The organism is Pseudomonas sp. TE3895 (assembly GCF_056278855.1).
Window position 1 is genome coordinate 5,349,587 of record NZ_JBWBQE010000001.1, and the last position, 22,315, is coordinate 5,371,901.

The window sequence follows — 22,315 nt, forward strand, 5'->3', positions numbered from 1 at the left end:
TTGGGCCATTGGCAGGCAAACCCGCCCCCAACTGGTTCTGGCTGAGCCTTGCAGCGGCGCAGTACCTGCAGGCGCGGGCTCACCCGCGAATGGGCGGCATGGCCGCCCCGGGGAATCAGCTGCGCTCAGGCTGGAAGCGCACCACAAAGCCCTTGAGGCTGTTCTGACGGTTGATGGCGTCACGCACGCGCTCGGCTTCGGCGCGCTCGATCAACGGCCCCACGTACACGCGGTTCATGCCCCCCGCCGTACGGATATAGGCGTTGTAACCCTGGCTACGCAGGGTTTGCTGCAGCTTTTCGGCACCGGCGCGGTTGGACAGGCTGGCCAGCTGGATCGACCAACTGACGGGCAGGCCATTGGCGTCGATCTTCGATGGCGCGGCAGGCGCTGGTGTTGCAGCAGCCTTGGCCTCCACCTTGGGCGCGGGCGCCTGCGGCTTGGGCGGCTGAACCTGCGCCTGGGTCTGCGGCGACGGGGTGATTGGCTGGCTGGGCGTACTCGCCGGCGCAGTGGCCTCGTCGATCACCACCGGCGCCGGCTGCGCCTCCTGCGCAATAACCTGTGGCTCCGGCACGGCAACCGGCTCCACCTTCACTTCCGGTAGGCTGGGCATGGCCGGTGCCTGCGGGGCTTCGACGTGCACCTGGCGCATCTCGTCCTCGCGGGTAAACAGCATCGGCAGGAAGATAACCGCCAGCGCCACCAGCACCAGCGCACCCACCATGCGCTGTTTCATCCCTTTATCCAGCACAGCCATCTATTCCACCCTCCTGGGCGTGCCGCTCCAGCCATTCCAGCGCCTGGGCGACACAGAAAAACGAACCGAACAGCAGGATCTGATCATCCGCCGTCGCCTGCGCACATTGCCCTTCAAGGGCGGCGTCGACGCTGGCATAAGACTTCACCGTGGCACCGAGGTTCGCCAAGGACGTGGCCAGTTCGGCAGCCGGGCGACTGCGCGGGGTATCCAGCGGCGCCACCGCCCAGTCGTCGATGAGGCCCTGCAGCGGCGCGATAACGCCCTCCAGATCCTTGTCGGCGAGCAGGCCAAACACCGCGAGGCGGCGCCCCTTCAGCGGCCGGGCCGCCAGGCGCCTGGCCAGGTACTGCGCCGCATGCGGGTTGTGCCCGACATCCAGCAGCAACGCTACCGGTTTGCCGTGCCAGTTCAAGTTACGGAGGTCGAGACGCCCAGTGATACGGGTATCCAGCAGCGCCTGGCGAACTTGCGCCGCGTCCCACGGCAGCCCCATCAGCAGGTAAGCCTGCAAGGCCAGCGTGGCGTTTTCCATGGGCAGGTCAAGCAAAGGCAGGTCACGCAGCTCGACCTGCGCGCCATCGGCGGCAGTACCACGCCAGCTCCAGCAGCCATCGGCGCTGGCCAGGTCGAATTCCCGACCGCGCAGGAACAGTGGCGCGGCCAGTTCGGCGGCCTTGTCCAGCAACGGCCCGGGCGGATCCAGATCACCGCACAGGGCCGGCTTGCCCGGGCGGAAGATGCCAGCCTTCTCGAAGGCCACCAGCTCGCGGGTATCACCCAGGTAGTCAACATGGTCGACACCGATGCTGGTCACTAGGGCGAAGTCGGCATCCACTACGTTGACGGTATCCAGGCGGCCACCCAGGCCCACCTCCAGCACCACTGCATCCAGCTGCGACTGGTAGAACAACCAGAACGCGGCCAACGTCCCCATCTCGAAGTAGGTCAGGGAAATATCGCCCCGCGCCGCCTCGACGGCGGCGAAGGCTTCGCACAGGCGCTCATCGCTGGCCTCTTGACCATTGATCACCACCCGCTCGTTGTAACGTAGCAGGTGCGGCGAACTATACACACCGACCTTGAGCCCCTGAGCACGCAGCAACGACGCCACGAAGGCGCAGGTCGAACCCTTGCCGTTGGTGCCGGTTACTGTCACCACGCACGGCGCCAGATTGCCCAGCGCCAAGCGGGCAAGCACCTTCTGCGACCGCTCCAGGCCCATGTCGATGGCCGAGGGGTGCAACTGCTCGAGGTAGGCGAGCCATTCGCCCAGGGATCGTTGTTTCATCACGCGACGGCAGCCGCCTCACGCGCTTCTTCCGGCGTTTGCTGACCGGTCATCTGCGCCAGCAGGCGGGCCAGACGCGGACGCAATTCGCCACGGGAGATGATCAGGTCGATGGCACCGTGCTCCAGCAGGAACTCGCTGCGCTGGAAGCCTTCAGGCAGCTTCTCGCGTACGGTCTGCTCGATCACGCGTGGGCCGGCGAAACCGATCAGGGCCTTCGGCTCACCGACGATGACGTCGCCGAGCATCGCCAGGCTGGCGGAAACACCGCCATACACCGGGTCGGTCAGGACCGAGATGAACGGGATGCCTTCTTCGCGCAGGCGCGCCAGCACGGCAGAGGTCTTGGCCATCTGCATCAGCGAGATCAGCGCTTCCTGCATGCGCGCACCGCCCGAAGCGGAGAAGCAAACCATTGGGCAGCGGTTTTCCAGGGCATAGTTGGCCGCGCGGACGAAGCGCTCGCCGACGATGGCACCCATGGAGCCGCCCATGAACGAGAACTCGAAGGCGCTAACCACGATCGGCATGCCCATCAGGGTGCCGCTCATGGAGATCAGCGCGTCCTTTTCGCCAGTCTGCTTCTGCGCGCCGGTCAGGCGGTCCTTGTACTTCTTGCCATCACGGAACTTCAGGCGGTCGACCGGTTCCAGGTCAGCACCCAGTTCCGCCCGGCCTTCGGCGTCAAGGAAGATGTCGATGCGCGCACGTGCGCCGATGCGCATGTGGTGATTGCACTTGGGGCAGACATCCAGGGTCTTTTCCAGCTCCGGACGATACAGCACGGCCTCGCAGGACGGGCACTTGTGCCACAGGCCCTCAGGCACCGAGCTCTTTTTCACCTCGGAACGCATGATCGAAGGGATCAGTTTGTCGACTAACCAGTTGCTCATGCTTTCTTTCTCCAGTATTGGCAGGCGGGGGACGGCGTCACCGGCCCTACCCTGCCCTTGAGCTCAAAATCTTTTATGAAACGATGGTGGACCGGCCGCCGGGGTTTCCAGCGCGCCACTCCACCGCTAATGTGTTGTTTGCCACCACAGGTGCTGGCAGCGGCCCGCAGGGCTGCGAAAGCTATGGACGATGGCGCGCAGCCAGCCGTCACATCTGCCATCAAGCCTGTTTCACCGCACGCATGAAGGCCTCGATCTTCGCCGCATCCTTGATGCCCTTGGCCTGTTCGACGCCGCCACTGACATCCACCGCATAAGGCTTTACCCGGGCAATGGCCTGGCCAACGTTATCGGCCGACAGCCCACCCGCGAGAATGATCGGCTTGCCAAGACGCGCCGGTACCAATGACCAGTCGAACGCCTCGCCGGTTCCCCCTGGTACGCCTGGCACATAGGTGTCCAGCAAAATGCCGCGGGCCCCCGCGTAACGCTGACAGGCCGCCTCCAGGTCATCGCCAGGGCGCACACGCAGGGCCTTGATCCAGGGGCGGTGGTAGCCTTCACAGTCCTGCGGGGTTTCATCGCCGTGAAACTGTAGCAGGTCCAGCGGAACCACTTCGAGGATCTCGTTCAGCTCACAGCGCGAGGCATTGACGAAAAGCCCGACCGTGGTCACGAACGGCGGCAACTCGGCAATGATCGCCCGCGCCTGGCGCACGTCCACCGCCCGCGGGCTCTTGGCATAGAAGACGAAGCCGATGGCATCGGCCCCCGCTTCGGCAGCGGCCAGTGCGTCTTCGATGCGGGTAATCCCGCAGATCTTGCTGCGAACATTGCTCATGGAACAAGAACCCTGATTGTTGCGGCGAAAGGGCGGATGTTAGCAAATGGCTTTTCGCTCGTCAGTCTGCCAACGCCTCGTAACCACTCAAAAAGTGTGGGCCGATGTAACGCTTGGGCAACGCAAACGCTTCGGGGTACTCCACCTGCACCAGGTAAAGCCCGTATGGGTGTGCCGTTACCCCACCTTCACGGCGGTTGCGCCCTTCCAGCACCTCGCGCGCCCAGGCAACCGGACGCTCGCCGGCGCCGATGGCCATCAGCACACCGGCAATGTTACGCACCATGTGGTGCAGGAAGGCGGTGGCACGCACGTCCAGCACGATCATCTGGCCATGGCGGGTAACACGCAGGTGGTAGACGTGCTTGATCGGTGACTTGGCCTGACACTGGCTGGCACGGAAGGCGCTGAAGTCGTGGGTACCCAGCAGGAACTGCGCCGCCTCGGCCATGCGATCGACGTCCAGCGGACGGTGGTTCCAGGTCACCTCTTCGGCCAGGTGCGCCGGGCGAATCGGGTCGTTGTAGATGACGTAGCGGTAGCGCCGGGCGCAGGCCTTGAAGCGGGCATGAAAGTCGGCCGGCATTGGCCGCGACCAGACCACACTGATGTCGTGCGGCAGGTTGAAGTTGGTGCCCATGGTCCAGGCGCGCTCGTCACGCACGGCACGGGTATCGAAGTGCACGACCTGCCCGCAGCCGTGAACGCCGGCGTCGGTACGCCCGGCGCAGACCACCGAAATCGGCTCGTTGGCGACCTTGGACAGCGCTTGCTCCAGGGCTTGCTGGACACTCGGCACGCCGCTGGCCTGACGTTGCCAGCCGCGGTAGCGCGCGCCTTTGTATTCCACGCCCAGGGCGATGCGGGAGTAGCCTTCGGCCGCGGATTCGGCGGTAGCGGTGTCGATGATGTCCAAGAGCATGAAACCTGTGGGGTGTACGGAATGGCGGGGATTATAACGACAACGGCAGCCTCGTAGGGCTGCCGATGGATGCGCACTGTATTTGCGGGACTCTTCGCGGGCACGCCCGCCCCCACAGGTCACTCACAAGGTCGAACATTTGTGGAGATCCTGTGGGCGCGGCCAGCCCGGCAAGAGGCCTGACCTGCTTGCATCAGACCAGCCGGGAGAGCATGTCCTCGGCTTCCTGACGCTGGCTGTCGTCGCCATCCTTGACCACTTCATCGAGGATGTCGCGCGCGCCCTGGCTGTCACCCATGTCGATATAGGCACGGGCCAGGTCGAGCTTGGTGGCGACTTCGTCACTGCCGGAGAAGAAGTCGAAGTCCAGGTCGTCCAAAGGCTCGGGCTCTGGCTGCGCCACCGCGTCTTCGCTGGTGAAGTGCGGCTCCAGCGATGGCGTTTCGAGGCTCTGCGACAGCTTGTCCAACTCGGCGTTGACGTCATTGAGCTCCGAGGCAAAGCTCTTGGCGGCCGGCGAATCGTCTTCCAGCGACAGGGACAAGTCGAAGTCCGATGGCAGGTCGAACTCGGAGACCGGGTCAAACTCCGGCTCGCTGTCGAAGGCAGCCAGTTCGGACGCGACATCCAGCGGATCTTGCTCCAGCGCCTCCGGGGCAGCCGGGGCAACCGGCTCACTGACGTCGAGGTCGAAATCAGACAGGTCCACGGCAGGCTGAGGCTCGGCCTGAGCCAGCATGGCCTCGAAATCAGCGTCGGCGTCGGCTTGCAGCTCGGCATCCACGGCAAAGGGCTGTTCTTCTGGCTGAGCTTCTTCCTGTACGGGCTCATCCAGCACAGGCTCAGCGATTACCAGCTCGTCGGGTACGCCCCCCTGTGCGATCGGCTCGTCCAGCACGGACGCGGCCAGCGGGTCTTGATCGGCCAGGTCTTCACCCAGGCTCAGGTCGAAGGCGCTGTCCAGATCCTGCTCGGCCAGGTCCGTTGCATCGAGCGTTGGCACTTCATCGAAGGCGTCCAGCTCAGCGTCAGGCTCTGCTTGCGCGACAGCCTCTGGCTCAGCCTCCACGTGCGACTCGAACCCAGACAACTCGTCAGGCACCACATCGGCAACCACCGGCGCTTCGGGCTCATCGTGCAGCAGCTCTTGCACGTACTGCTCATCCATTTCGGCAGCCAGCGCCGCCGCACCCAGGCCGGCAGCAGCCAGGCCGAGCATGGCGGGGTAACGCTCTTTCAGGCTGGCGACTTCAGCAACGTTCTGCTCGCTGGCCGGCAACTGACGCTCCTGTTCAGCGAACGCGCTCTGGTCACCCTGACGGGCGTACACGTCCATCAGCTTCAGGCGCAGGTCGTCACGCTCCGGCGCGGCGGCCACGGCGGGCTCCAACAGCTCGGTAGCACGATTAAGGCGGCCTTCGGCCAGGCATTGGTCAACTTGCGCCAGCAGCGCGGCGTGCGGGTCTGCTTGCGGCTCAGGCTCGGGTTCTGCCTCAGCGACCGGTTCTGCCACTTTTTCCGCAGCGACGGCAGCTGCAGCCGAAGCGGCAACCACCGCCGGCGACAGGGTTACGCCAGGCTCCCGGGCTTCGACGCCGTCGAAGCTCTCGGTATCGCTGTCGAAACCTGCGCCCTGCTCTTCTTCCAGCGCCCGCGCCATGCGCAGGTGCTTCTCGGCTTCTTGCTGGGCTTTGCGCTTGCGCGCCAGCAGCCACAGCAGCAGTGCCAGCACCAGAATGCTGGAACCGGCAATCACCCCCAAAAGCCACGGGTTGCCCAGGACCGAATCGAGCGTACCCTTCGGCTGGCTGGCGGATGCTGGCTGGGCGTCCGGCACAGGCTTGGGTGCGGTATCGGCAGCAGCAGGTGCCGGATCGACCACGGGCTGCTCCGGGATAGCGGCAGCCGACGCGGCTGCGCCCTGGCCTTCCAGGCGTGCCAACTGGTTGTTCTTCAGCTCGATCAGGCGCTGCAGCTTGTCCAGCTGGCTCTGCAGGTCGGCCATGCGGCTTTTCAGTTCTTCGTTGTCGCGACGGCTGGTGTCCAGGCTTTCCTGGGCCATGGCCAGCTCGTCATTCAACGCCTTGGCCTGGCCTGCACCGGCCTGCTTGCCCGGGCTGACCAGGCGCAGGTTGTCGCCCTGGGCGATACGCGACGGCGCAGCTTCGGCGGCGCCACGGCGGGTGGCATCCAGCTGGCGGGCACGCGGCCCCAGGCGACGGCCTTCACGCCAGGCCGCATACTGCTCGGCCACCTCGCGGTTCGCTTCGCCCTGGGCGATGCTCTGGATCTGCTGCTGGTCGGGCAGGCGCAGTACCTGGCCAACCTTCAGCTGGTTGATGTTGTTGCCGATGAAGGCGTCCGGGTTCAATGCCTGGATCGCGATCATGGTCTGCTGGATCGACCCTCCCTGGGCGTTACGCGCGGCAATCTGCCACAAGGTGTCGCGACGCTGGGTGGTGTAGTTGCTGGCACCGGTCATGGCCGGTGTGACATTGCCTGCCGCCGGCTTGTCGCCCTGCGCCTTGGCCTGGTCGAGCAGCACACTATAGTCACGCAGCAGACGGCCCTGCGGCCACATCACCTGCACCAGGAACTTGACCACCGGACCTGGCAGCGGCTGACTGGACGTCACGCGCAGCACACTTTTGCCGTTGGGGTTGATTACCGGTGTGAAGGTCAGGTCTTCGAGGTAGGTCGGAAACGCCACCCCGGCCTTGCTGAACTCTTCCGGTGGCGCCAGGCTCGGCGCCACCTCGGCGGCTTTGAGGTCGCGCACGTCGAGCAATTCGATCTCGGCGTCCAGCGGCTGATTCTGTGCCGACTTCAGGGTCAGCTCCCCCAGGCCCAGCGCATTCGCCATGCCAGACGACAGCGCGGATGCTGCAGCCATGGCCAGAACCAGTTTGCGAATTCGAAGCATGACCTCTTCCCTTGTATGAATCGTCCCGAAACCTGCATGCGGAGCAGGACAAAAGTGCTCGCCAGTATCTTTTACGGCATGTGTTTAATCAACAATTGCGCCACTTGCACGGCATTGAGCGCGGCGCCTTTGCGCACGTTGTCAGTGGTTAGCCAGAGGTTGAGTTGCTGGTCTTCATCAACACCGTGACGTACACGTCCAACATAGACCACGTCTTGGCCCACTGCGTCACCTACCGGGGTCGGATAATCATCGTTTTCCACCCGCTCGATGCTGTCGGCTGCCTCCAGGGCCTGGTTGACCGCTGCCAGGTCTACCGGGCGACGGCTTTGCACGGCCACACTGAAGCTATCGCCGAAAAACACCGGGACTTGAACACAGCTCACGGAAATCTTCAGTTCAGGCAGGCCCAGCAGCACGCGCAGTTCGCTGACCAGGCGGCGCTCCAGCGCGGTATGGCCCTGCTCGTCGGCAGCACCGACCTGGGCCAGCAGGTTGAATGCCACCTGGCGGTCGAAGAAGCGCGGCTCCAGCGGGCGGGCATTGAGCAGTTCGGCGGTTTGCCGGGCCAGCTCGCTGACCGCTTCACGGCCTTGCGCCGACACCGCCAACGCGGCCATCACTTGTACCCGCTCGATGTCCAGCAGGCCTTTGAGCGGCGCCAGCGCGACGGCCAGGGCTACTGCGGCCGAGCATGGGCTGACAATGCGCGCTGGCAACGACAGGCTGGCCAGGCGTTCGGCGTTGGCTTCCGGCACCAGGGCCAGGGCGTCGTCCAGGCCGCCGGACAGGTCGATGACCGTGCAGCCCGCCTGCAGCGCCTTGCCGGCAAAGCTGCGGCTGACGGCGGCGCCGGTGGCGAAGAAGGCCAGCTTGACCTGGGCGAAGTCGAAGCTGTCGACTTCGCGCACCTTCAGTTTCTTGCCAGCGAACATCACGCTGCTGCCCGCCGATTCCATGCTGGCCAGCAGGTGCAGGGTGGCAACCGGGAATGCCAGTTCCTCGAGGATCTGCACCAAGGCTTCACCGACGCTGCCGGTGGCGCCGACGACGGCGATATCCAAAGGGTGTGTCATGGAAGGGATCCTTTTGCTGTAAACGGCGGGGGCGGCACTTTACTCGGATTGTAGGGTTTTGTCTGTGCCCACCCGGCGCTGCTGTTGCTGTTGCTCGATTGCGTCTTGCTTCTTGGATGTGCGCACTCACTCCGAGTAGGTATTCCTTCGCGCAGGTGGCGCATCGTCACCTTTCCGCCCTTCCGGCGGGTTACTTTGGTCGTGGCCAAAGTAACCAAAACCGTCGGCTCCCATCATCCGGCCCCTACGCTACGCTCCGGGGTCCCCTCGCTCCGGGCTTGCTCCCGGGAGGACCGCGCTGCAGGCCCCATCCTGGGGCCCAGCGCTTGACGGGCATCCATGCCCGTCACCTCCCTCCGCAAGCCCTGCGCTCGGCCTCCTGAAGTCGCAATCTGCGTCGCCTGAACTACCGCGCGCTTAGAAGCAAAAGCCAAAGCAAGAGCAAGAGCAACGGCGTTCTTCCAGGTACACCAGGCCGAGGGCAGCCATGCCGACGTATCCTTATCCAGATGACTGGGCAGAACCTCACCGAATGCATCGGCGGTGCCGGCCAATCACCGAATTCGCTTCTCGCTTTTGATCTTGCTTCTAAGCGCGCGGTAGTCCAGGCGACGCAGATTGCGACTTCAGGAGGCCGAGTGGAGGCATTGCGGAGGGAGATGACGGGCATGGATGCCCGTCAAGCGCTGAGGCCCCATGGATGGGGCCTGCAGCGCGTGCTCCCGGGAGCAAGGCCGGAGCGAGGGGACCCCGGAGCGCAGCGTAGGGGCCGGATGATGGGAGCCGACGGTTTTTGGTCCCTTTTTGCCACGACAAAAAGGGACCCGCCGTAAGGGCGGAAAGGTGAGTCGGCGTCGCCATCGCAAACGGACTGTACGCCCGATCAAAACCGGCGCTTAAGCTTTTGAGCTTTTGGGTTGTACGCTTACACATCAAGCAGACATTCATTCACGATGTTGGCGCCTATTCACCTTTCCGCCCTTCCGGCGGGTTACTTTGGTCGTGGCCAAAGTAACCAAAGCCGTCGGCTCCCATCATCCGGCCCCTGCGCTGCGCTCCGGGGTCCCCTCGCTCCGGCCTTGCTCCCGGGAGGACCGCGCTGCAGGCCCCATCCTGGGGCCCAGCGCTTGACGGGCATCCATGCCCGTCACCTCCCTCCGCAAGCCCTGCGCTCGGCCTCCTGAAGTCGCAATCTGCGTCGCCTGAACTACCGCGCACTTAGAAGCAAAAGCAACGGCAACGGCAACGGCAACGGCAAGAGCAAGGGGTCTGTCAGAGCAGACATTTCGCCATCAAACAGCGGCATGAATTATCCGGCGATTAGGCCCGCGAGCCAAAAGCATACTTTCAGGCATAAAAAAATACCGCACTGTCACCAGTGCGGTATTTTTCAGGTAAAGCCTGAACGATCAACGCTCCAGCAGAATCCGCAACATGCGGCGCAGCGGTTCGGCGGCGCCCCACAGCAGCTGGTCACCTACAGTGAACGCGCCCAGGTACTGCGAACCCATGTTCAGCTTGCGCAGGCGACCAACCGGGATGTTCAGGGTGCCGGTGACCTTGGTCGGGGTCAGCTCCTGCATGCTGATTTCACGCTGGTTCGGCACCAGCTTCACCCAAGGGTTGTGCTGGCTGATCATGCCTTCGATGTCGGCGATCGGCACGTCCTTGTTCAGCTTGATGGTCAGCGCCTGGCTGTGGCAGCGCATGGCGCCAATGCGCACGCAGATGCCGTCGACCGGGATCGGGCTCTTGAAGCGACCGAGGATCTTGTTGGTTTCGGCCTGGGCCTTCCACTCTTCACGGCTCTGACCGTTCGGCAGTTCCTTGTCGATCCACGGGATCAGGCTGCCCGCCAGCGGCACGCCGAAGTTCTCGGTCGGGAACGCTTCGCTGCGCATGGTCTCGGCAACCTTGCGGTCGATATCGAGGATGGCGCTGGCCGGGTTGGCCAGGTCATCGGCCACTGCCGCGTGGGTAGCGCCCATCTGTTTGATCAGCTCGCGCATGTTCTGCGCACCGGCACCCGAAGCCGCCTGGTAGGTCATGGCGCTCATCCACTCGACCAGACCGGCCTCGAACAGGCCACCCAAGCCCATCAGCATCAGGCTGACAGTGCAGTTGCCACCGATGTAGTTCTTGGTACCGGCGTCCAGCTGCTGGTCGATGACCTTGCGGTTGACCGGGTCAAGGATGATCACCGCGTCATCCTGCATGCGCAGGGACGAAGCGGCGTCGATCCAGTAACCCTGCCAGCCGGCTTCACGCAGCTTGGGGAAGACCTCGTTGGTGTAGTCGCCGCCCTGGCAGGTCAGGATCACGTCGAGGGTCTTGAGTTCTTCAATCGAATAAGCGTCCTTGAGGGGCGCTGTATCCTTGCCCACGTTCGGACCCTGGCCACCAACATTGGAGGTAGTGAAGAACACCGGCTCGATAAGGTCGAAATCCTGCTCCTCCAGCATCCGCTGCATGAGCACGGAACCGACCATACCGCGCCAACCGATCAGACCTACACGTTTCATCGCAACTACACCTTTGCTAAAAGTGGGCCGCCACCGGGAATTTTGGGGGGCGGGCCAGAGAGATTACAGATTCCGCAGCGCTGCGACTACTGCGTCGCCCATTTCCTGCGTACCAACTTTGCGGCAGCCTTCCGAGAAGATGTCGCCGGTACGCAGCCCCTGGTCCAGAACCAGGCTCACGGCCTTCTCGATCGCCTCGGCGGCAGCCGACTGATTGAAGCTGTAACGCAACATCATCGACACCGACAGAATGGTCGCCAGTGGGTTGGCGATACCAAGGCCCGCGATGTCCGGTGCCGAGCCGTGGCAAGGCTCGTACATGCCTTTGTTGTCGGCATCCAGAGACGCCGAAGGCAGCATGCCGATGGAACCGGTCAACATGGAAGCTTCATCCGACAGAATGTCACCGAACATGTTGTCGGTCACCATCACGTCGAACTGTTTGGGTGCACGCACCAGCTGCATGGCAGCGTTGTCGACGTACATGTGGCTCAGTTCCACGTCCGGGTAGTCCTTGGCCACGTCTTCGACCACTTCACGCCACAGCTGGCTGGAGGCCAGAACGTTGGCCTTGTCCACCGAGCACAACTTCTTGCCGCGCACACGGGCCATGTCGAAACCGACACGGGCAATGCGGCGCACTTCGCTTTCGCTGTACGGCAGGGTGTCGTAGGCCTGGCGTTCGCCACCTTCCAGCTCGCGCTGACCACGCGGGGCACCGAAGTAGATGCCGCCGGTCAGCTCACGGACGATGAGGATGTCCAGGCCCGATACGATTTCCGGCTTCAGCGACGAGGCATCGGCCAGTTGCGGGTAAAGGATGGCTGGGCGCAGGTTGGCGAACAGGCCCAGTTGCGAACGGATCTTCAGCAGGCCGCGCTCCGGGCGAATGTCTCGCTCGATCTTGTCCCACTTCGGCCCGCCCACAGCCCCCAGCAGCACCGCATCGGCCTTGCGCGCACGCTCCAGGGTTTCGTCGGCCAGCGGCACACCGTGCTTGTCGATGGCGGCACCGCCAATCACGTCGTGCGCCAGGCTGAAGCCGAGCTGGAACTTGTCGTTGGCCAGCTCCAGTACCTTGACTGCCTCGGCCATGATTTCCGGGCCGATACCGTCACCTGGGAGAATCAGAATCTGCTTGCTCATGCTTTCCTCTATCCATTCACGCGGCGTGGCCAGGCGGGCCCCACCGAAAAGTGCTTAACGCTCGGCCCACAACACCAGCACATCGGTGCTGAACGAGCCGTCGGCCTCGATCTGGTAATACTGCCGTACTTCTTCGCCCATGGCTTGCTGCAATTGGCGGATGGCCACGCGCATCGGCTCGGGGGTGCGCATGCGTTCAACCCAGGTGCTCCACTCCAGGCGCAACGGTTGGCGGGTGTGGCTGCGCATGTGCAGGCCGGCTTCGCTGACCTGGCGTTGCCACTCGGCGGCGGAGTAGTCGCGCACATGGCTGGTGTCGCGCAGCACTTCGACCGTTTGCAGGTAAGTGTCGAGCAGCGGGCTGCCCGGCGACATCACGTCGATGAACGCCGCCACACCACCGGGCTTGAGCACCCGGCGCACCTCGCGCAGGGCCAGGCCCAGGTCACTCCAGTGGTGGGCCGAATAACGGCTGAAGACGAACTCGAACGACGCATCGGCGAACGGCAGGCGTTCGGCAGCGCCGCGTTCGGTCGTGATATTGGCCAGGCCGCGTTCGGCGGCGGCGCTGGCGACCACGTCGAGCATGGACTGCGAGAGGTCGTAGGCGACCACTTCGGCAACCAGCGGGGCGACGTGGAAGCTGACATGACCGGCACCGCAGCCCAGGTCCAGCACGCGGGCATGGGCCTGCCCTGCCAGCTCAGCCTGCAGCAGGGCGAATTCACTGCCTTGGGCGTGCACGGCGCTGCTGAGGTAGGCGCTGGCCTGCTCGCCGAACTGGCGTTGGACCACATCGATGTGCTGGGTGCTGGTCATGTCTCGTTCCTTTAGATTTTTGTTGCCTGTGCCGGCCTCTTCGCGGGTAAACCCGCGCCTACAACGACCGCGTAACCCTCTGCCCGCGAAGAGGCCCGTCCAGTCACCTACGAACTTCAGGCATCACGGAACAGCCAAGGCTGGCTGGCGCGGTGCTTGCTTTCGAAGGCCTTGATCGCGTCGCTGTCCTGCAGGGTCAGGCCGATATCGTCCAGACCGTTGAGCAGGCAGTGCTTGCGGAATGCATCGATTTCGAAGTGCAGCACCTTGCCATCCGGGCGGGTCACCGCCTGCGCCTGCAGGTCGATGGTCAGCTGGTAGCCCGGGTTGGCTTCGACCTGCTTGAACAGCTCGTCGACTTCCTCATCGCTGAGAATGATCGGCAGCAAGCCGTTCTTGAAGCTGTTGTTGAAGAAAATGTCGGCAAAGCTTGGCGCAATGATGCTGCGGAAGCCGTACTCGTCCAGCGCCCAAGGGGCATGTTCACGGCTGGAGCCGCAACCAAAGTTCTCCCGCGCCAGCAACACGCTGGCGCCCTGGTAGCGCGCGTGGTTGAGCACGAACTCCTCGTTGACCGGGCGCTTGCTGTTGTCCTGGTAGGGCTGCCCCACGTCCAGGTAACGCCACTCGTCGAACAGGTTCGGGCCAAAGCCGGTGCGCTTGATCGATTTCAAGAACTGCTTTGGGATGATCTGGTCGGTGTCGACGTTGGCACGGTCCAACGGTGCGACGAGGCCAGTGTGCTGGGTAAAGGCTTTCATGCTGCGCTCCCTTGGATCAACTCGCGGACATCGATGAAGTGGCCGGCTACCGCGGCAGCGGCGGCCATGGCCGGACTGACCAGGTGGGTACGGCCACCGGCGCCCTGACGGCCTTCGAAGTTGCGGTTGGAGGTGGACGCGCAATGCTCGCCGCTTTCCAGGCGGTCCGGGTTCATCGCCAGGCACATCGAGCAGCCTGGTTCACGCCATTCGAAACCGGCTTCGAGGAAGATCTTGTCCAGGCCTTCACGCTCGGCCTGGGCCTTGACCAGACCCGAACCCGGCACGACGATGGCTTGCTTGACGCTGGCGGCCACCTTGCGACCCTTGGCGATTTCCGCCGCAGCGCGCAGGTCCTCGATTCGCGAGTTGGTGCACGAGCCGATGAACACACGGTCCAACTTGATGTCGGTGATCGCCTGGTTGGCGGTCAGCCCCATGTACTTCAAGGCACGCTCGATCGAACCACGCTTGACCAAGTCGGCTTCGGCCGCCGGATCCGGTACGCGCTGGTCGACGGCCAGAACCATCTCGGGCGAAGTGCCCCAGCTGACCTGTGGCTTGATCTGGCTGGCATCCAGCTCGACCACGGTGTCGAATACGGCATCGTCATCCGACACCAGGTCTTTCCACGATTCGACCGCTTGCTTCCACTGCTCGCCCTTCGGCGCGTACGGGCGCCCTTCGACGTAGGCAACGGTAGTGGCATCGGTCGCCACCAGGCCAACGCGGGCACCGGCTTCGATGGACATGTTGCAGATGGTCATGCGGCCTTCCATCGACAATTCGCGAATGGCACTGCCTGCGAATTCCATGGCGTGACCGTTGCCACCGGCAGTGCCGATCTTGCCGATCACGGCCAGGACGATATCCTTGGCGGTGACGCCGGCCGGCAATTGGCCTTCCACGCGCACCAGCATGTTCTTCATCTTCTTGGCGACCAGGCACTGGGTGGCGAGCACGTGCTCGACCTCGGAAGTGCCGATGCCATGGGCCAAGGCACCGAAGGCGCCGTGGGTGGAGGTGTGCGAGTCACCGCAGACCACGGTCATGCCCGGCAAGGTGGCGCCTTGCTCCGGGCTGATGACGTGGACAATGCCCTGGCGCTCGTCGTTCATCTTGAATTCGACGATGCCGTATTCGTCACAGTTCTCGTCGAGGGTCTGCACCTGCAGGCGCGATACCTGGTCGACGATCGCCTCGATACCGCCCTTGCGCTCTGGCGTGGTCGGCACGTTGTGGTCGGGCGTGGCGATGTTGGCGTCGATACGCCATGGCTTGCGGTTGGCCAGGCGCAGGCCTTCGAAGGCCTGGGGCGACGTCACTTCGTGGATGATGTGGCGGTCGATGTAGATCAAGGACGAGCCGTCATCACGGCGCTTGACCTCATGGGCTTCCCAGAGTTTGTCGTAGAGCGTTTTGCCAGCCATCAGACTGTTCCTCATCAGCGTCTTTCTATGCCAAAGACCCCTTGGCTTGTACGGACGATGCTAGGGGGTTAGATTGAATAACTCAAATTCATAATTTTTATGCTTTGGATAACCCAAAGGAATACGACACCATGGACCTGGCCAACCTCAGTGCCTTCATCGCTATTGCCGAAACCGGCAGCTTTTCCGGCGCAGCCGAACGCCTGTTCCTGACCCAGCCGGCCATCAGCAAACGCATCGCCGGCCTGGAGCAGCAACTGGACGTGCGCCTGTTCGACCGCCTGGGCCGCGAAGTAACCCTGACTGAAGCCGGGCGCGCACTGCTGCCGCGGGCCTACCAGATCCTCAACGTCCTTGATGATACCCGACGGGCGCTGACCAATCTGACCGGGGCCGTGAGCGGTCGCCTGACCCTGGCCACCAGCCACCACATCGGCCTGCACCGCCTGCCCCCGCTACTACGGGTTTTCACCCGCCAGTACCCGGCAGTGGCACTGGATATTCAGTTCATGGATTCGGAACAGGCCTACGACGAGATTCTGCATGGCCGCGCCGAAATCGCCGTGATCACCCTGGCGCCCGAGCCACACCATTTGGTCAAGGCCGTGCCGGTGTGGGATGACGCCCTGGACTTTGTCGCCGCCCCCGAGCACCCGCTGGCCAACAACCAGGCGGTCAGCCTGGCTGACGTTGCCCGCCACCCGGCGGTATTTCCCGGCGGCAATACCTTTACCCACCATATTGTCCAGCGTCTGTTCGAAAGCCAGGGCCTGACGCCGAACATCGCCATGAGCACCAACTACCTGGAAACTATCAAGATGATGGTATCGATCGGCCTGGCCTGGAGCGTGCTGCCACGCACCATGCTCGACGAACAGGTTTCACCCATCGCTTTGCCCGGCATACAGCTGTCGCGCCAGCTAGGCTACATTCTGCACACGGAGCGTACGCTATCGAATGCGGCCAGGGCATTCATGGCCCTGCTCGACAGTCACTCAGGGCCCGCATGACTGGCTGTCAGCCAGCTATTCCGATTCCAAGGACACGTCATACGCCAAAGGTCTGGTACCGATGCCCAAATCAGCAAACCGCTTTTTGCGCCTGCCGCGCATACCTGCCGCTGATCCCCAGGAGTCCGAGCAGGCCTGGCAGAACGCCCCGCAACTGCTGGCAGCGCTCAACGGTGCGCGCCTGGGTGCCTGGCTATGGGATATCGAAAGCGGCAGGGTCAGTTGGTCGCGGGGCACCCAGGCCCTGTTCGGTTTCGATCCACAGCGGCCACTGCCCGCCGATATCGATTACCTCGACCTGCTGCCCGAGGAGGACCGCGCCCGCACGCGTCAGGTGTTCCAGGCGGTGGTCAATGGCGAGCCGGTGGAGCAAGCCATGCGCCACCGTATCCGCTGGCCGGACGGCAGCCTGCACTGGCTGGAGATCAACGGCAGCCTGACCCACGACCCGCACGGCCGACCGCAGATGATCGGCGTGATCCGCGAGATCACCCGCCAGCGCGAACGGGAAACAGCACTGATCAATTCGGAAAAGCGCTTCGCCACGCTGTTCCACCTGAGCCCCAACGCCATTTTGCTGACCCGTCGCCACGATGGCATGATCTTCGAGGTCAACCAGCACTTCGAAAACATGTTCGGCTGGCCCGGCAGCCAGGTGATCGGCAAGACCAGCCTGGAACTGGGCCTGTGGGTCAACCCCGAACAGCGCCACCAGATCATGGAGTCGACCCGCGCCAACGGCGGCCCGTTGATCATGGAGGTGCAATTTCGCGCGACCAGCGGCAAGGTGCATGACGGCATCCTGTGCACCCAGGGCATCGAGCTGGAAGGCGTGACCTTCCTGATCAGTACATTCGTCGACACCACCGAACGCAAGCGTGCCGAGCAGGCCCTGAAGGACAGCCAGGAGCGGCTGGACCTGGCCCTGGACTCCGCGCAACTGGGCACCTGGGACTGGCACATCCCAAGCGGCATGCTCTACGGCTCAGCCCGCGCGGCGCAGCTGCATGGCTTGCCGCCCATCCCTTTTCATGAATCGTTCGATGCGTTCTTCGAAGGTGTGCCGGAGCAAGAGCGCAACTCGATGCGACAGGCCTACCGCAGCCTGCGCGAAGGGCCTGCCGGCAACTATCAGATCACTTACCGGGTGCAGTTGGAAAACGGCACTTCACGCTACATCGAAAGCCGCGCGCGGCTGTACCGCGACGACCAGGGCATCCCCCTGCGCATGGCGGGCACCTTGCTCGACATCACCGATCAGGTGGAGCGCGAACAGCGCCTGAGCGCCTCGGAAGAGAAGTTTGCCAGCCTGTTCCAGGTCAGCCCCGACCCGATCTGCGTCACCCGCCAGGACACTGGCCAGTTCATCGAGATCAATCCGGCGTTCACCCAGACCTTCGGCTGGAGCAGCGAGCAGGTGCTTGGGCGTACCGCAGAGCAAATCGGCCTGTGGGCCGAGTCCGTCGAGCGCGCCAAACGTATCGAGCAGGTGATCCGCGAACAGGCCTTGAGCAACGTCGCCGTGGTACTCAACCACCGCAATGGCGCCCCGATGACCTGTGTGATTTCCAGCCGCCTGATCACCGTCGACGACCAGCCCTGCAGCGTGACCACCCTGCGCGACATCACCCAGCAACAACGCGCCGAAGCCGCACTGAAGTCCAGCGAGGAGAAGTTCGCCAAGGCCTTCCACTCCAGCCCCGACGCTATCACCATCACCGAACGCCACAGCGGCCGCTACCTGGAGATCAACGACGGCTTCTGCCGCCTGACCGGCTACAGCACTGCCGACGTGATCGGCCACACGGTGTATGAGATCGGCATCTGGGCCGACGACAAGCAGCGCAGCGCGCTGCTGGCCGAATTGCACGAGCGCGGCCGGGTACACCACCGCGAGATGCTCGGGCGCAACAAGCGTGGCGATATCCTCACGGTCGAGGTTTCGGTGGAACCGATCACCCTCAACGAAGTGGATTGCCTGCTGCTGACCGCCCGCGACGTCAGCCAGCTGAAGAACGCCCAGGCGCAGATACGCCACCTGGCCTATCACGACCCGCTGACCAACCTGCCCAACCGCGCCTTGCTGATGGACCGCCTGAGCCAGCAGATCGCCCTGCTCAAGCGCCATAACCTGCGTGGCGCCCTGCTGTTCCTTGACCTCGACCACTTCAAGCACATCAACGACTCGCTGGGCCACCCGGTGGGCGACACCGTGCTGAAGATCATCACTGCCCGCCTTGAGGCCAGCGTGCGCCTGGAGGACACCGTGGCGCGCCTGGGTGGCGACGAATTCGTGGTGCTGCTCAGCGGCCTGGAAGGGAGCCGCGAACACGTGGAAGAGAAAGTGCGCGAGCTGGCCGACACCCTTCGCGAACTGCTGGCCGAGCCAATGTCACTGGATGGCCAGCGCCTGCAGGTAACGCCCAGCATCGGCGTGGCGCTGATCCCCGACCACGGCACCACACCGGCCGACCTGCTTAAACGTGCCGATATCGCCCTGTACCGGGCCAAGGACTCCGGTCGCAACACCACACAGCTGTTCCACACCACCATGCAGAAGGCCGCCAGCGAGCGCCTGCGCATGGAAAACGACCTGCGCCTGGCCCTGGCCCGTGGCGAACTGGCGCTGCACTTCCAGCCGCAGGTGGATGCCCGCGACAACCGCATCGTCGGTGCTGAAGTATTGCTGCGCTGGCACCACCCGCTACTGGGCCAGCAACCGCCCTCGCAGTTCATTCAGGTACTGGAAGAAAGCGGCCTGATCCTTGAAGTTGGCAGCTGGATTCTCGACGAAGCCTGCGACGCCTGCGCCCGCATGCTCACCGACGGGTTGATCGATGCTGATGATTTCAGCCTGTGCGTGAACATAAGCCCGCGACAGTTCCGCCAGAACGACTTTGTCGGGCGGGTGCTGCGCAGCCTGGACGATTACCGCCTGCCGCGGCAGATGCTGACGCTGGAAATCACGGAAGGCATCGTCATCCAGAACCTGGAGGACACCATCAGCAAGATGCGCGAGCTGAAGCGCTACGGGGTAAGTTTTGCCATGGATGACTTCGGCACCGGCTATTCCTCGCTGACTTACCTGAAGCGCCTGCCGGTCGATGCGCTGAAAATCGACCAGAGCTTCGTGCGCGATGCACCGGTCGACCCCAACGACGCAGAAATTGTCCGCGCCATTGTCGCCATGGCGCGCAGTCTGGACCTGGCGGTGATTGCCGAAGGGGTAGAGCTGACCGAACAGCTGGCGTTTCTCGAGCGGCTGGGGTGCCATCTGTACCAGGGTTATCTGCACAGCCGGCCATTGCCGTTGCTGGAGTTTCGGCAGATGTTGCTGGAGGCGCCGGCAGATTACTGATCGCATGACGGCTGCGCGCCTACACGGGACCGCGTGAGAAGCACGAAAAAGGGCACCTCTGGAGGTGCCCTTTTTCATTGCTGCGCGGTCAGTTCAGCGCTGGTTTTTCGCCATTGATCGGAATGCGCTTGGCCTTGGCTTCTTCAGGCACGATGCGCAGCAGGTCGATGCTGAGCAGGCCATTGGCCAGGCCGGCGGCCTTCACTTCGATGTGATCTGCCAGGCGGAACGACAGCTTGAAGGCGCGTTGTGCGATACCCTGGTGCAGGTAGGTCACTTCAGCGGCGCTATTGTCGCGCTTGCCACCGGTCACGGTCAGGACACCTTTTTCGACCTGCAGGTCGAGGTCCTCTTCCTGGAAACCAGCTGCAGCAACCACGATGCGGTAGTGGTCATCGCCATGCTTTTCCACGTTATAGGGCGGGTAGCTGCTACCGGCCTCGTTACGTGCCGCGGATTCGAACAGGTCGTTGAAACGGTCGAAACCAACGGAATGACGGAACAGTGGAGCAAGAGAGAAAGCAGTAGTCATGGTCATAAACTCCTGAGATTCAGCAAGTAAGTCATTACGCGACCCGGCTTCGGCATCGCGTACTCAAAAGATATGGCCGAGGGAAACGCTTTCAAGGGGCAAACAGAAAAAATTTGATTTTTTTGCACGGGGCCTGATGGCCTATTTGCCGGTAAACCCGCCCCTACGACGACCTGCGCCGAACCACCGATGCGTGTGTGTAGGAGCGGGTTTACCCGCGAATACGGTGGCAGCGGCAACGGTGAACGGAAGGTGGAGATTGGCCAGCTGGGCCGGCCTCTTCGCGGGTAAACCCGCCCCTACGACGACCTGTGCCGAACCACCGATGCGTGTGTGTGTGTAGGAGCGGGTTTACCCGCGAATACGGTAGCGGCGGCAACGGTGAACGGCCGGTGGAAATTGGCCAGCAGGGCCGGCCCTTTCCCGGGTGACCCCGCGCCTACAGGTGCAGTACCCGCGTAGCGCCCTGCTCAGGCGACGCAAGCCTCCAACGCTTGCGCCTCAACCCCTAGCAACCGGCTGATCCGCGCGCAGTCATCTTCCCGACGCAACTCGGCAAACAACACCACCGCTTCGGGGTAACTGCGAGTCAGCATCGCCAGCCACTGCTTCATCCGCCCCGGCGCATAACGCGGCGACAATTTGGCCTGGGCCTGGCGCCAGAACTCACGCAACAGTGGCAACAAATCATGCCAGCTCATCGGCTGATAGTCGCGCCCATCCCGCGCCGCTGCAATCTGCAGGCCCAGGTCCGGGCGCGATACCAGCCCACGCCCGAGCATGATGTCTTCAGCGCCACTGACCTCGCGGCAACGCCGCCAGTCATCGACCGTCCAGATCTCGCCATTGGCAAATACCGGGACCTTGACCACATCCTGCACCCGCGCCACCCACTCCCAGTGCGCTGGCGGCTTGTAGCCCTCAACCTTGGTCCGTGCGTGCACCACAAGGTGTGCCGAACCGCCCTCGGCCAGCGCCGTGGCGCACTCCAGTGCCCCATCGGGGCTGTCGAAGCCCAGACGCATCTTCGAGGTCACCGGAATGTTCGCCGGCACCGCACGCCGCACTTCACGCACAATGGCGTGCAGCAACTCCGGCTCTTTGAGCAGTACCGCGCCACCGCGCGACTTGTTCACCGTCTTTGCCGGGCAACCGAAGTTCAGGTCGATCACCGGCGCCCCAAGCTCGCAAGCCAGTGCGGCGTTTTCCGCCAGGCATACCGGGTCCGAACCCAGCAATTGCACGCGCATGGGCACACCGGAAGCCGTGCGCGCGCCCTGACGCAGTTCAGGCGCCAGCTTGTCGAACGAGGACGCCGGCAGCAGGCGGTCGCACACGCGAATGAACTCGGTGACGCACCAGTCGATACCGCCCACACGGGTCAATACGTCGCGCAGGATGTTGTCGACCAGCCCCTCCATCGGGGCCAGAGCAATTTGCATGTCGGGGTCTCAGCGGAAAAAGCCGGCAGTTTAACAAAAAATGCCGGCGACTCAGGCGCCGATCAGCGCCGGACCGTAACCTTCGACGAATTCCGCCGGCATGCGCCTGGGCTTGCCGCTGGACAGCTCGATGCAGGCAAAGGTGGTTTGCGCACGCAGCAGCGTCACACCATCGCGCGGGCGCTTGAGCTGAAACCGCCGCGTCATGCGCAGGCGTTGGTCCCAGTCAATGATCCAGGTGGCCAGCTGCAGCTCATCGTCTTCATAGGCGGCGGCCAGGTAGTCGATTTCGTGGCGCACCACAGCCATCGCCCGGTCAAGGCGCCGGTACTCGGCCAGGTCCAGCCCCAGACGCTGGGAGTGGCGCCAGGCGCAGCGCTCAAGCCAGGTGACGTAGACGGCATTGTTGGCGTGGCCAAGGCCGTCGATGTCCTCGCTGCCGACGCGCAGGTCGATGACGAAGGGTGTTGCCAGGTCCCAGCTCATTTTCGCTTCCTTGGCGCAAAAGGCGATTTAGCAGCGATCTGCGGGGCAATGTCCAGCCCCAGCGAGCCTGAAGCGGTTGAGCTGCGCCCCAGATGTTGGACAT

17 protein-coding genes and 1 pseudogene are annotated in these 22,315 nt (G+C 63.5%); 3 read left to right on the forward strand and 15 right to left on the reverse strand.

Annotated elements, in window-relative coordinates; all coding sequences use genetic code 11:
* Window positions 1–115 precede the first annotated feature (115 nt).
* The 7 genes from ACZ889_RS24230 to ACZ889_RS24260 form a co-directional block, all read right to left on the reverse strand.
* Window positions 116–760, reverse strand: coding sequence for an SPOR domain-containing protein (locus tag ACZ889_RS24230; protein ID WP_003247204.1), 645 nt, complete (start codon window positions 758–760; stop codon window positions 116–118).
* A complete protein-coding gene (folC, locus tag ACZ889_RS24235) occupies window positions 744–2,051 on the reverse strand; it encodes a bifunctional tetrahydrofolate synthase/dihydrofolate synthase (protein ID WP_476257894.1) in 1,308 nt (435 codons plus the stop codon). Before folC ends, ACZ889_RS24230 begins: the two co-directional genes overlap by 17 nt.
* Entirely contained in the window at window positions 2,051–2,944 is an 894-nt protein-coding gene (gene accD / locus ACZ889_RS24240; RefSeq protein ID WP_003247202.1) for an acetyl-CoA carboxylase, carboxyltransferase subunit beta, read from the reverse strand. Before accD ends, folC begins: the two co-directional genes overlap by 1 nt.
* A gap of 220 nt (window positions 2,945–3,164) precedes the next feature.
* Complete coding sequence (locus ACZ889_RS24245) at window positions 3,165–3,785, reverse strand: phosphoribosylanthranilate isomerase (protein ID WP_003247201.1); 621 nt, start codon at window positions 3,783–3,785, stop codon at window positions 3,165–3,167.
* Between the two features lie 61 nt (window positions 3,786–3,846).
* A complete protein-coding gene (gene truA / locus ACZ889_RS24250; protein ID WP_121783853.1) occupies window positions 3,847–4,707 on the reverse strand; it encodes a tRNA pseudouridine(38-40) synthase TruA in 861 nt (286 codons plus the stop codon).
* 193 nt (window positions 4,708–4,900) lie between these two features.
* Window positions 4,901–7,630 (reverse strand): motility hub landmark protein FimV, encoded by a 2,730-nt coding sequence (locus ACZ889_RS24255; RefSeq protein ID WP_476257895.1) that lies wholly within the window; start codon window positions 7,628–7,630, stop codon window positions 4,901–4,903.
* A gap of 71 nt (window positions 7,631–7,701) precedes the next feature.
* Complete coding sequence (locus tag ACZ889_RS24260) at window positions 7,702–8,706, reverse strand: aspartate-semialdehyde dehydrogenase (RefSeq protein WP_010953006.1); 1,005 nt, start codon at window positions 8,704–8,706, stop codon at window positions 7,702–7,704.
* Window positions 8,707–9,162: 456 nt separating this feature from the next.
* On the opposite strand from ACZ889_RS24260, the pseudogene ACZ889_RS24265 reads away from it, so the two are divergent.
* A pseudogene (locus ACZ889_RS24265) lies at window positions 9,163–9,268 on the forward strand (3-deoxy-7-phosphoheptulonate synthase); the annotation flags it as partial.
* 847 nt (window positions 9,269–10,115) lie between these two features.
* On the opposite strand, the gene asd reads toward ACZ889_RS24265, so the two are convergent.
* The 5 genes from asd to leuC form a co-directional block, all read right to left on the reverse strand.
* Window positions 10,116–11,228, reverse strand: coding sequence for an aspartate-semialdehyde dehydrogenase (gene asd / locus ACZ889_RS24270; protein WP_003247195.1), 1,113 nt, complete (start codon window positions 11,226–11,228; stop codon window positions 10,116–10,118).
* 63 nt (window positions 11,229–11,291) lie between these two features.
* Window positions 11,292–12,374: a 3-isopropylmalate dehydrogenase gene (gene leuB, locus ACZ889_RS24275; protein ID WP_003247194.1), complete on the reverse strand. Its 1,083-nt coding sequence runs from the start codon at window positions 12,372–12,374 to the stop codon at window positions 11,292–11,294.
* A gap of 54 nt (window positions 12,375–12,428) precedes the next feature.
* Window positions 12,429–13,193: a class I SAM-dependent methyltransferase gene (locus tag ACZ889_RS24280; protein ID WP_476257896.1), complete on the reverse strand. Its 765-nt coding sequence runs from the start codon at window positions 13,191–13,193 to the stop codon at window positions 12,429–12,431.
* A 116-nt stretch (window positions 13,194–13,309) separates the two neighbouring features.
* Window positions 13,310–13,954 (reverse strand): 3-isopropylmalate dehydratase small subunit, encoded by a 645-nt coding sequence (gene leuD, locus ACZ889_RS24285; protein ID WP_004576935.1) that lies wholly within the window; start codon window positions 13,952–13,954, stop codon window positions 13,310–13,312.
* Window positions 13,951–15,384 carry a 3-isopropylmalate dehydratase large subunit gene (leuC, locus tag ACZ889_RS24290; RefSeq protein WP_003247191.1) on the reverse strand — a complete coding sequence of 478 codons (1,434 nt, stop codon included), beginning with the start codon at window positions 15,382–15,384 and terminating at the stop codon, window positions 13,951–13,953. The genes leuD and leuC overlap by 4 nt, the downstream gene beginning before the upstream one ends.
* A gap of 131 nt (window positions 15,385–15,515) precedes the next feature.
* On the opposite strand from leuC, the gene ACZ889_RS24295 reads away from it, so the two are divergent.
* Together ACZ889_RS24295 and ACZ889_RS24300 are read left to right on the forward strand one after the other, a co-directional pair.
* A complete protein-coding gene (locus ACZ889_RS24295) occupies window positions 15,516–16,394 on the forward strand; it encodes a LysR family transcriptional regulator (protein WP_017147833.1) in 879 nt (292 codons plus the stop codon).
* 61 nt (window positions 16,395–16,455) lie between these two features.
* Window positions 16,456–19,752 (forward strand): bifunctional diguanylate cyclase/phosphodiesterase, encoded by a 3,297-nt coding sequence (locus ACZ889_RS24300; protein WP_060539031.1) that lies wholly within the window; start codon window positions 16,456–16,458, stop codon window positions 19,750–19,752.
* Between the two features lie 88 nt (window positions 19,753–19,840).
* Here ACZ889_RS24300 and ACZ889_RS24305 read toward each other — a convergent pair whose 3' ends face one another.
* From ACZ889_RS24305 to ACZ889_RS24315, 3 genes are all read right to left on the reverse strand, one after another.
* Complete coding sequence (locus ACZ889_RS24305) at window positions 19,841–20,284, reverse strand: Hsp20 family protein (RefSeq protein WP_019437397.1); 444 nt, start codon at window positions 20,282–20,284, stop codon at window positions 19,841–19,843.
* A 470-nt stretch (window positions 20,285–20,754) separates the two neighbouring features.
* Window positions 20,755–21,726 (reverse strand): tRNA dihydrouridine synthase, encoded by a 972-nt coding sequence (locus tag ACZ889_RS24310; protein WP_003247187.1) that lies wholly within the window; start codon window positions 21,724–21,726, stop codon window positions 20,755–20,757.
* 51 nt (window positions 21,727–21,777) lie between these two features.
* Entirely contained in the window at window positions 21,778–22,212 is a 435-nt protein-coding gene (locus ACZ889_RS24315; protein WP_003247186.1) for an acyl-CoA thioesterase, read from the reverse strand.
* Between the last annotated feature and the right edge of the window lie 103 nt (window positions 22,213–22,315).

Excerpts from the sequence above, each read along its gene's own strand:
- ACZ889_RS24245 (WP_003247201.1), bottom strand. The coding sequence starts at position 3,785 with ATGAGCAATGTTCGCAGCAAGATCTGCGGGATTACCCGCATCGAAGAC.
- ACZ889_RS24295 (WP_017147833.1), top strand. The coding sequence starts at position 15,516 with ATGGACCTGGCCAACCTCAGTGCCTTCATCGCTATTGCCGAAACCGGC.
- ACZ889_RS24230 (WP_003247204.1), bottom strand. The coding sequence starts at position 760 with ATGGCTGTGCTGGATAAAGGGATGAAACAGCGCATGGTGGGTGCGCTG.
- ACZ889_RS24305 (WP_019437397.1), bottom strand. The coding sequence starts at position 20,284 with ATGACTACTGCTTTCTCTCTTGCTCCACTGTTCCGTCATTCCGTTGGT.
- leuB (WP_003247194.1), bottom strand. The coding sequence starts at position 12,374 with ATGAGCAAGCAGATTCTGATTCTCCCAGGTGACGGTATCGGCCCGGAA.
- leuD (WP_004576935.1), bottom strand. The coding sequence starts at position 13,954 with ATGAAAGCCTTTACCCAGCACACTGGCCTCGTCGCACCGTTGGACCGT.
- truA (WP_121783853.1), bottom strand. The coding sequence starts at position 4,707 with ATGCTCTTGGACATCATCGACACCGCTACCGCCGAATCCGCGGCCGAA.
- folC (WP_476257894.1), bottom strand. The coding sequence starts at position 2,051 with ATGAAACAACGATCCCTGGGCGAATGGCTCGCCTACCTCGAGCAGTTG.
- ACZ889_RS24310 (WP_003247187.1), bottom strand. The coding sequence starts at position 21,726 with ATGCAAATTGCTCTGGCCCCGATGGAGGGGCTGGTCGACAACATCCTG.
- ACZ889_RS24315 (WP_003247186.1), bottom strand. The coding sequence starts at position 22,212 with ATGAGCTGGGACCTGGCAACACCCTTCGTCATCGACCTGCGCGTCGGC.
- ACZ889_RS24255 (WP_476257895.1), bottom strand. The coding sequence starts at position 7,630 with ATGCTTCGAATTCGCAAACTGGTTCTGGCCATGGCTGCAGCATCCGCG.
- ACZ889_RS24300 (WP_060539031.1), top strand. The coding sequence starts at position 16,456 with ATGCCCAAATCAGCAAACCGCTTTTTGCGCCTGCCGCGCATACCTGCC.
- accD (WP_003247202.1), bottom strand. The coding sequence starts at position 2,944 with ATGAGCAACTGGTTAGTCGACAAACTGATCCCTTCGATCATGCGTTCC.
- ACZ889_RS24280 (WP_476257896.1), bottom strand. The coding sequence starts at position 13,193 with ATGACCAGCACCCAGCACATCGATGTGGTCCAACGCCAGTTCGGCGAG.
- leuC (WP_003247191.1), bottom strand. The coding sequence starts at position 15,384 with ATGGCTGGCAAAACGCTCTACGACAAACTCTGGGAAGCCCATGAGGTC.
- ACZ889_RS24260 (WP_010953006.1), bottom strand. The coding sequence starts at position 8,706 with ATGACACACCCTTTGGATATCGCCGTCGTCGGCGCCACCGGCAGCGTC.
- asd (WP_003247195.1), bottom strand. The coding sequence starts at position 11,228 with ATGAAACGTGTAGGTCTGATCGGTTGGCGCGGTATGGTCGGTTCCGTG.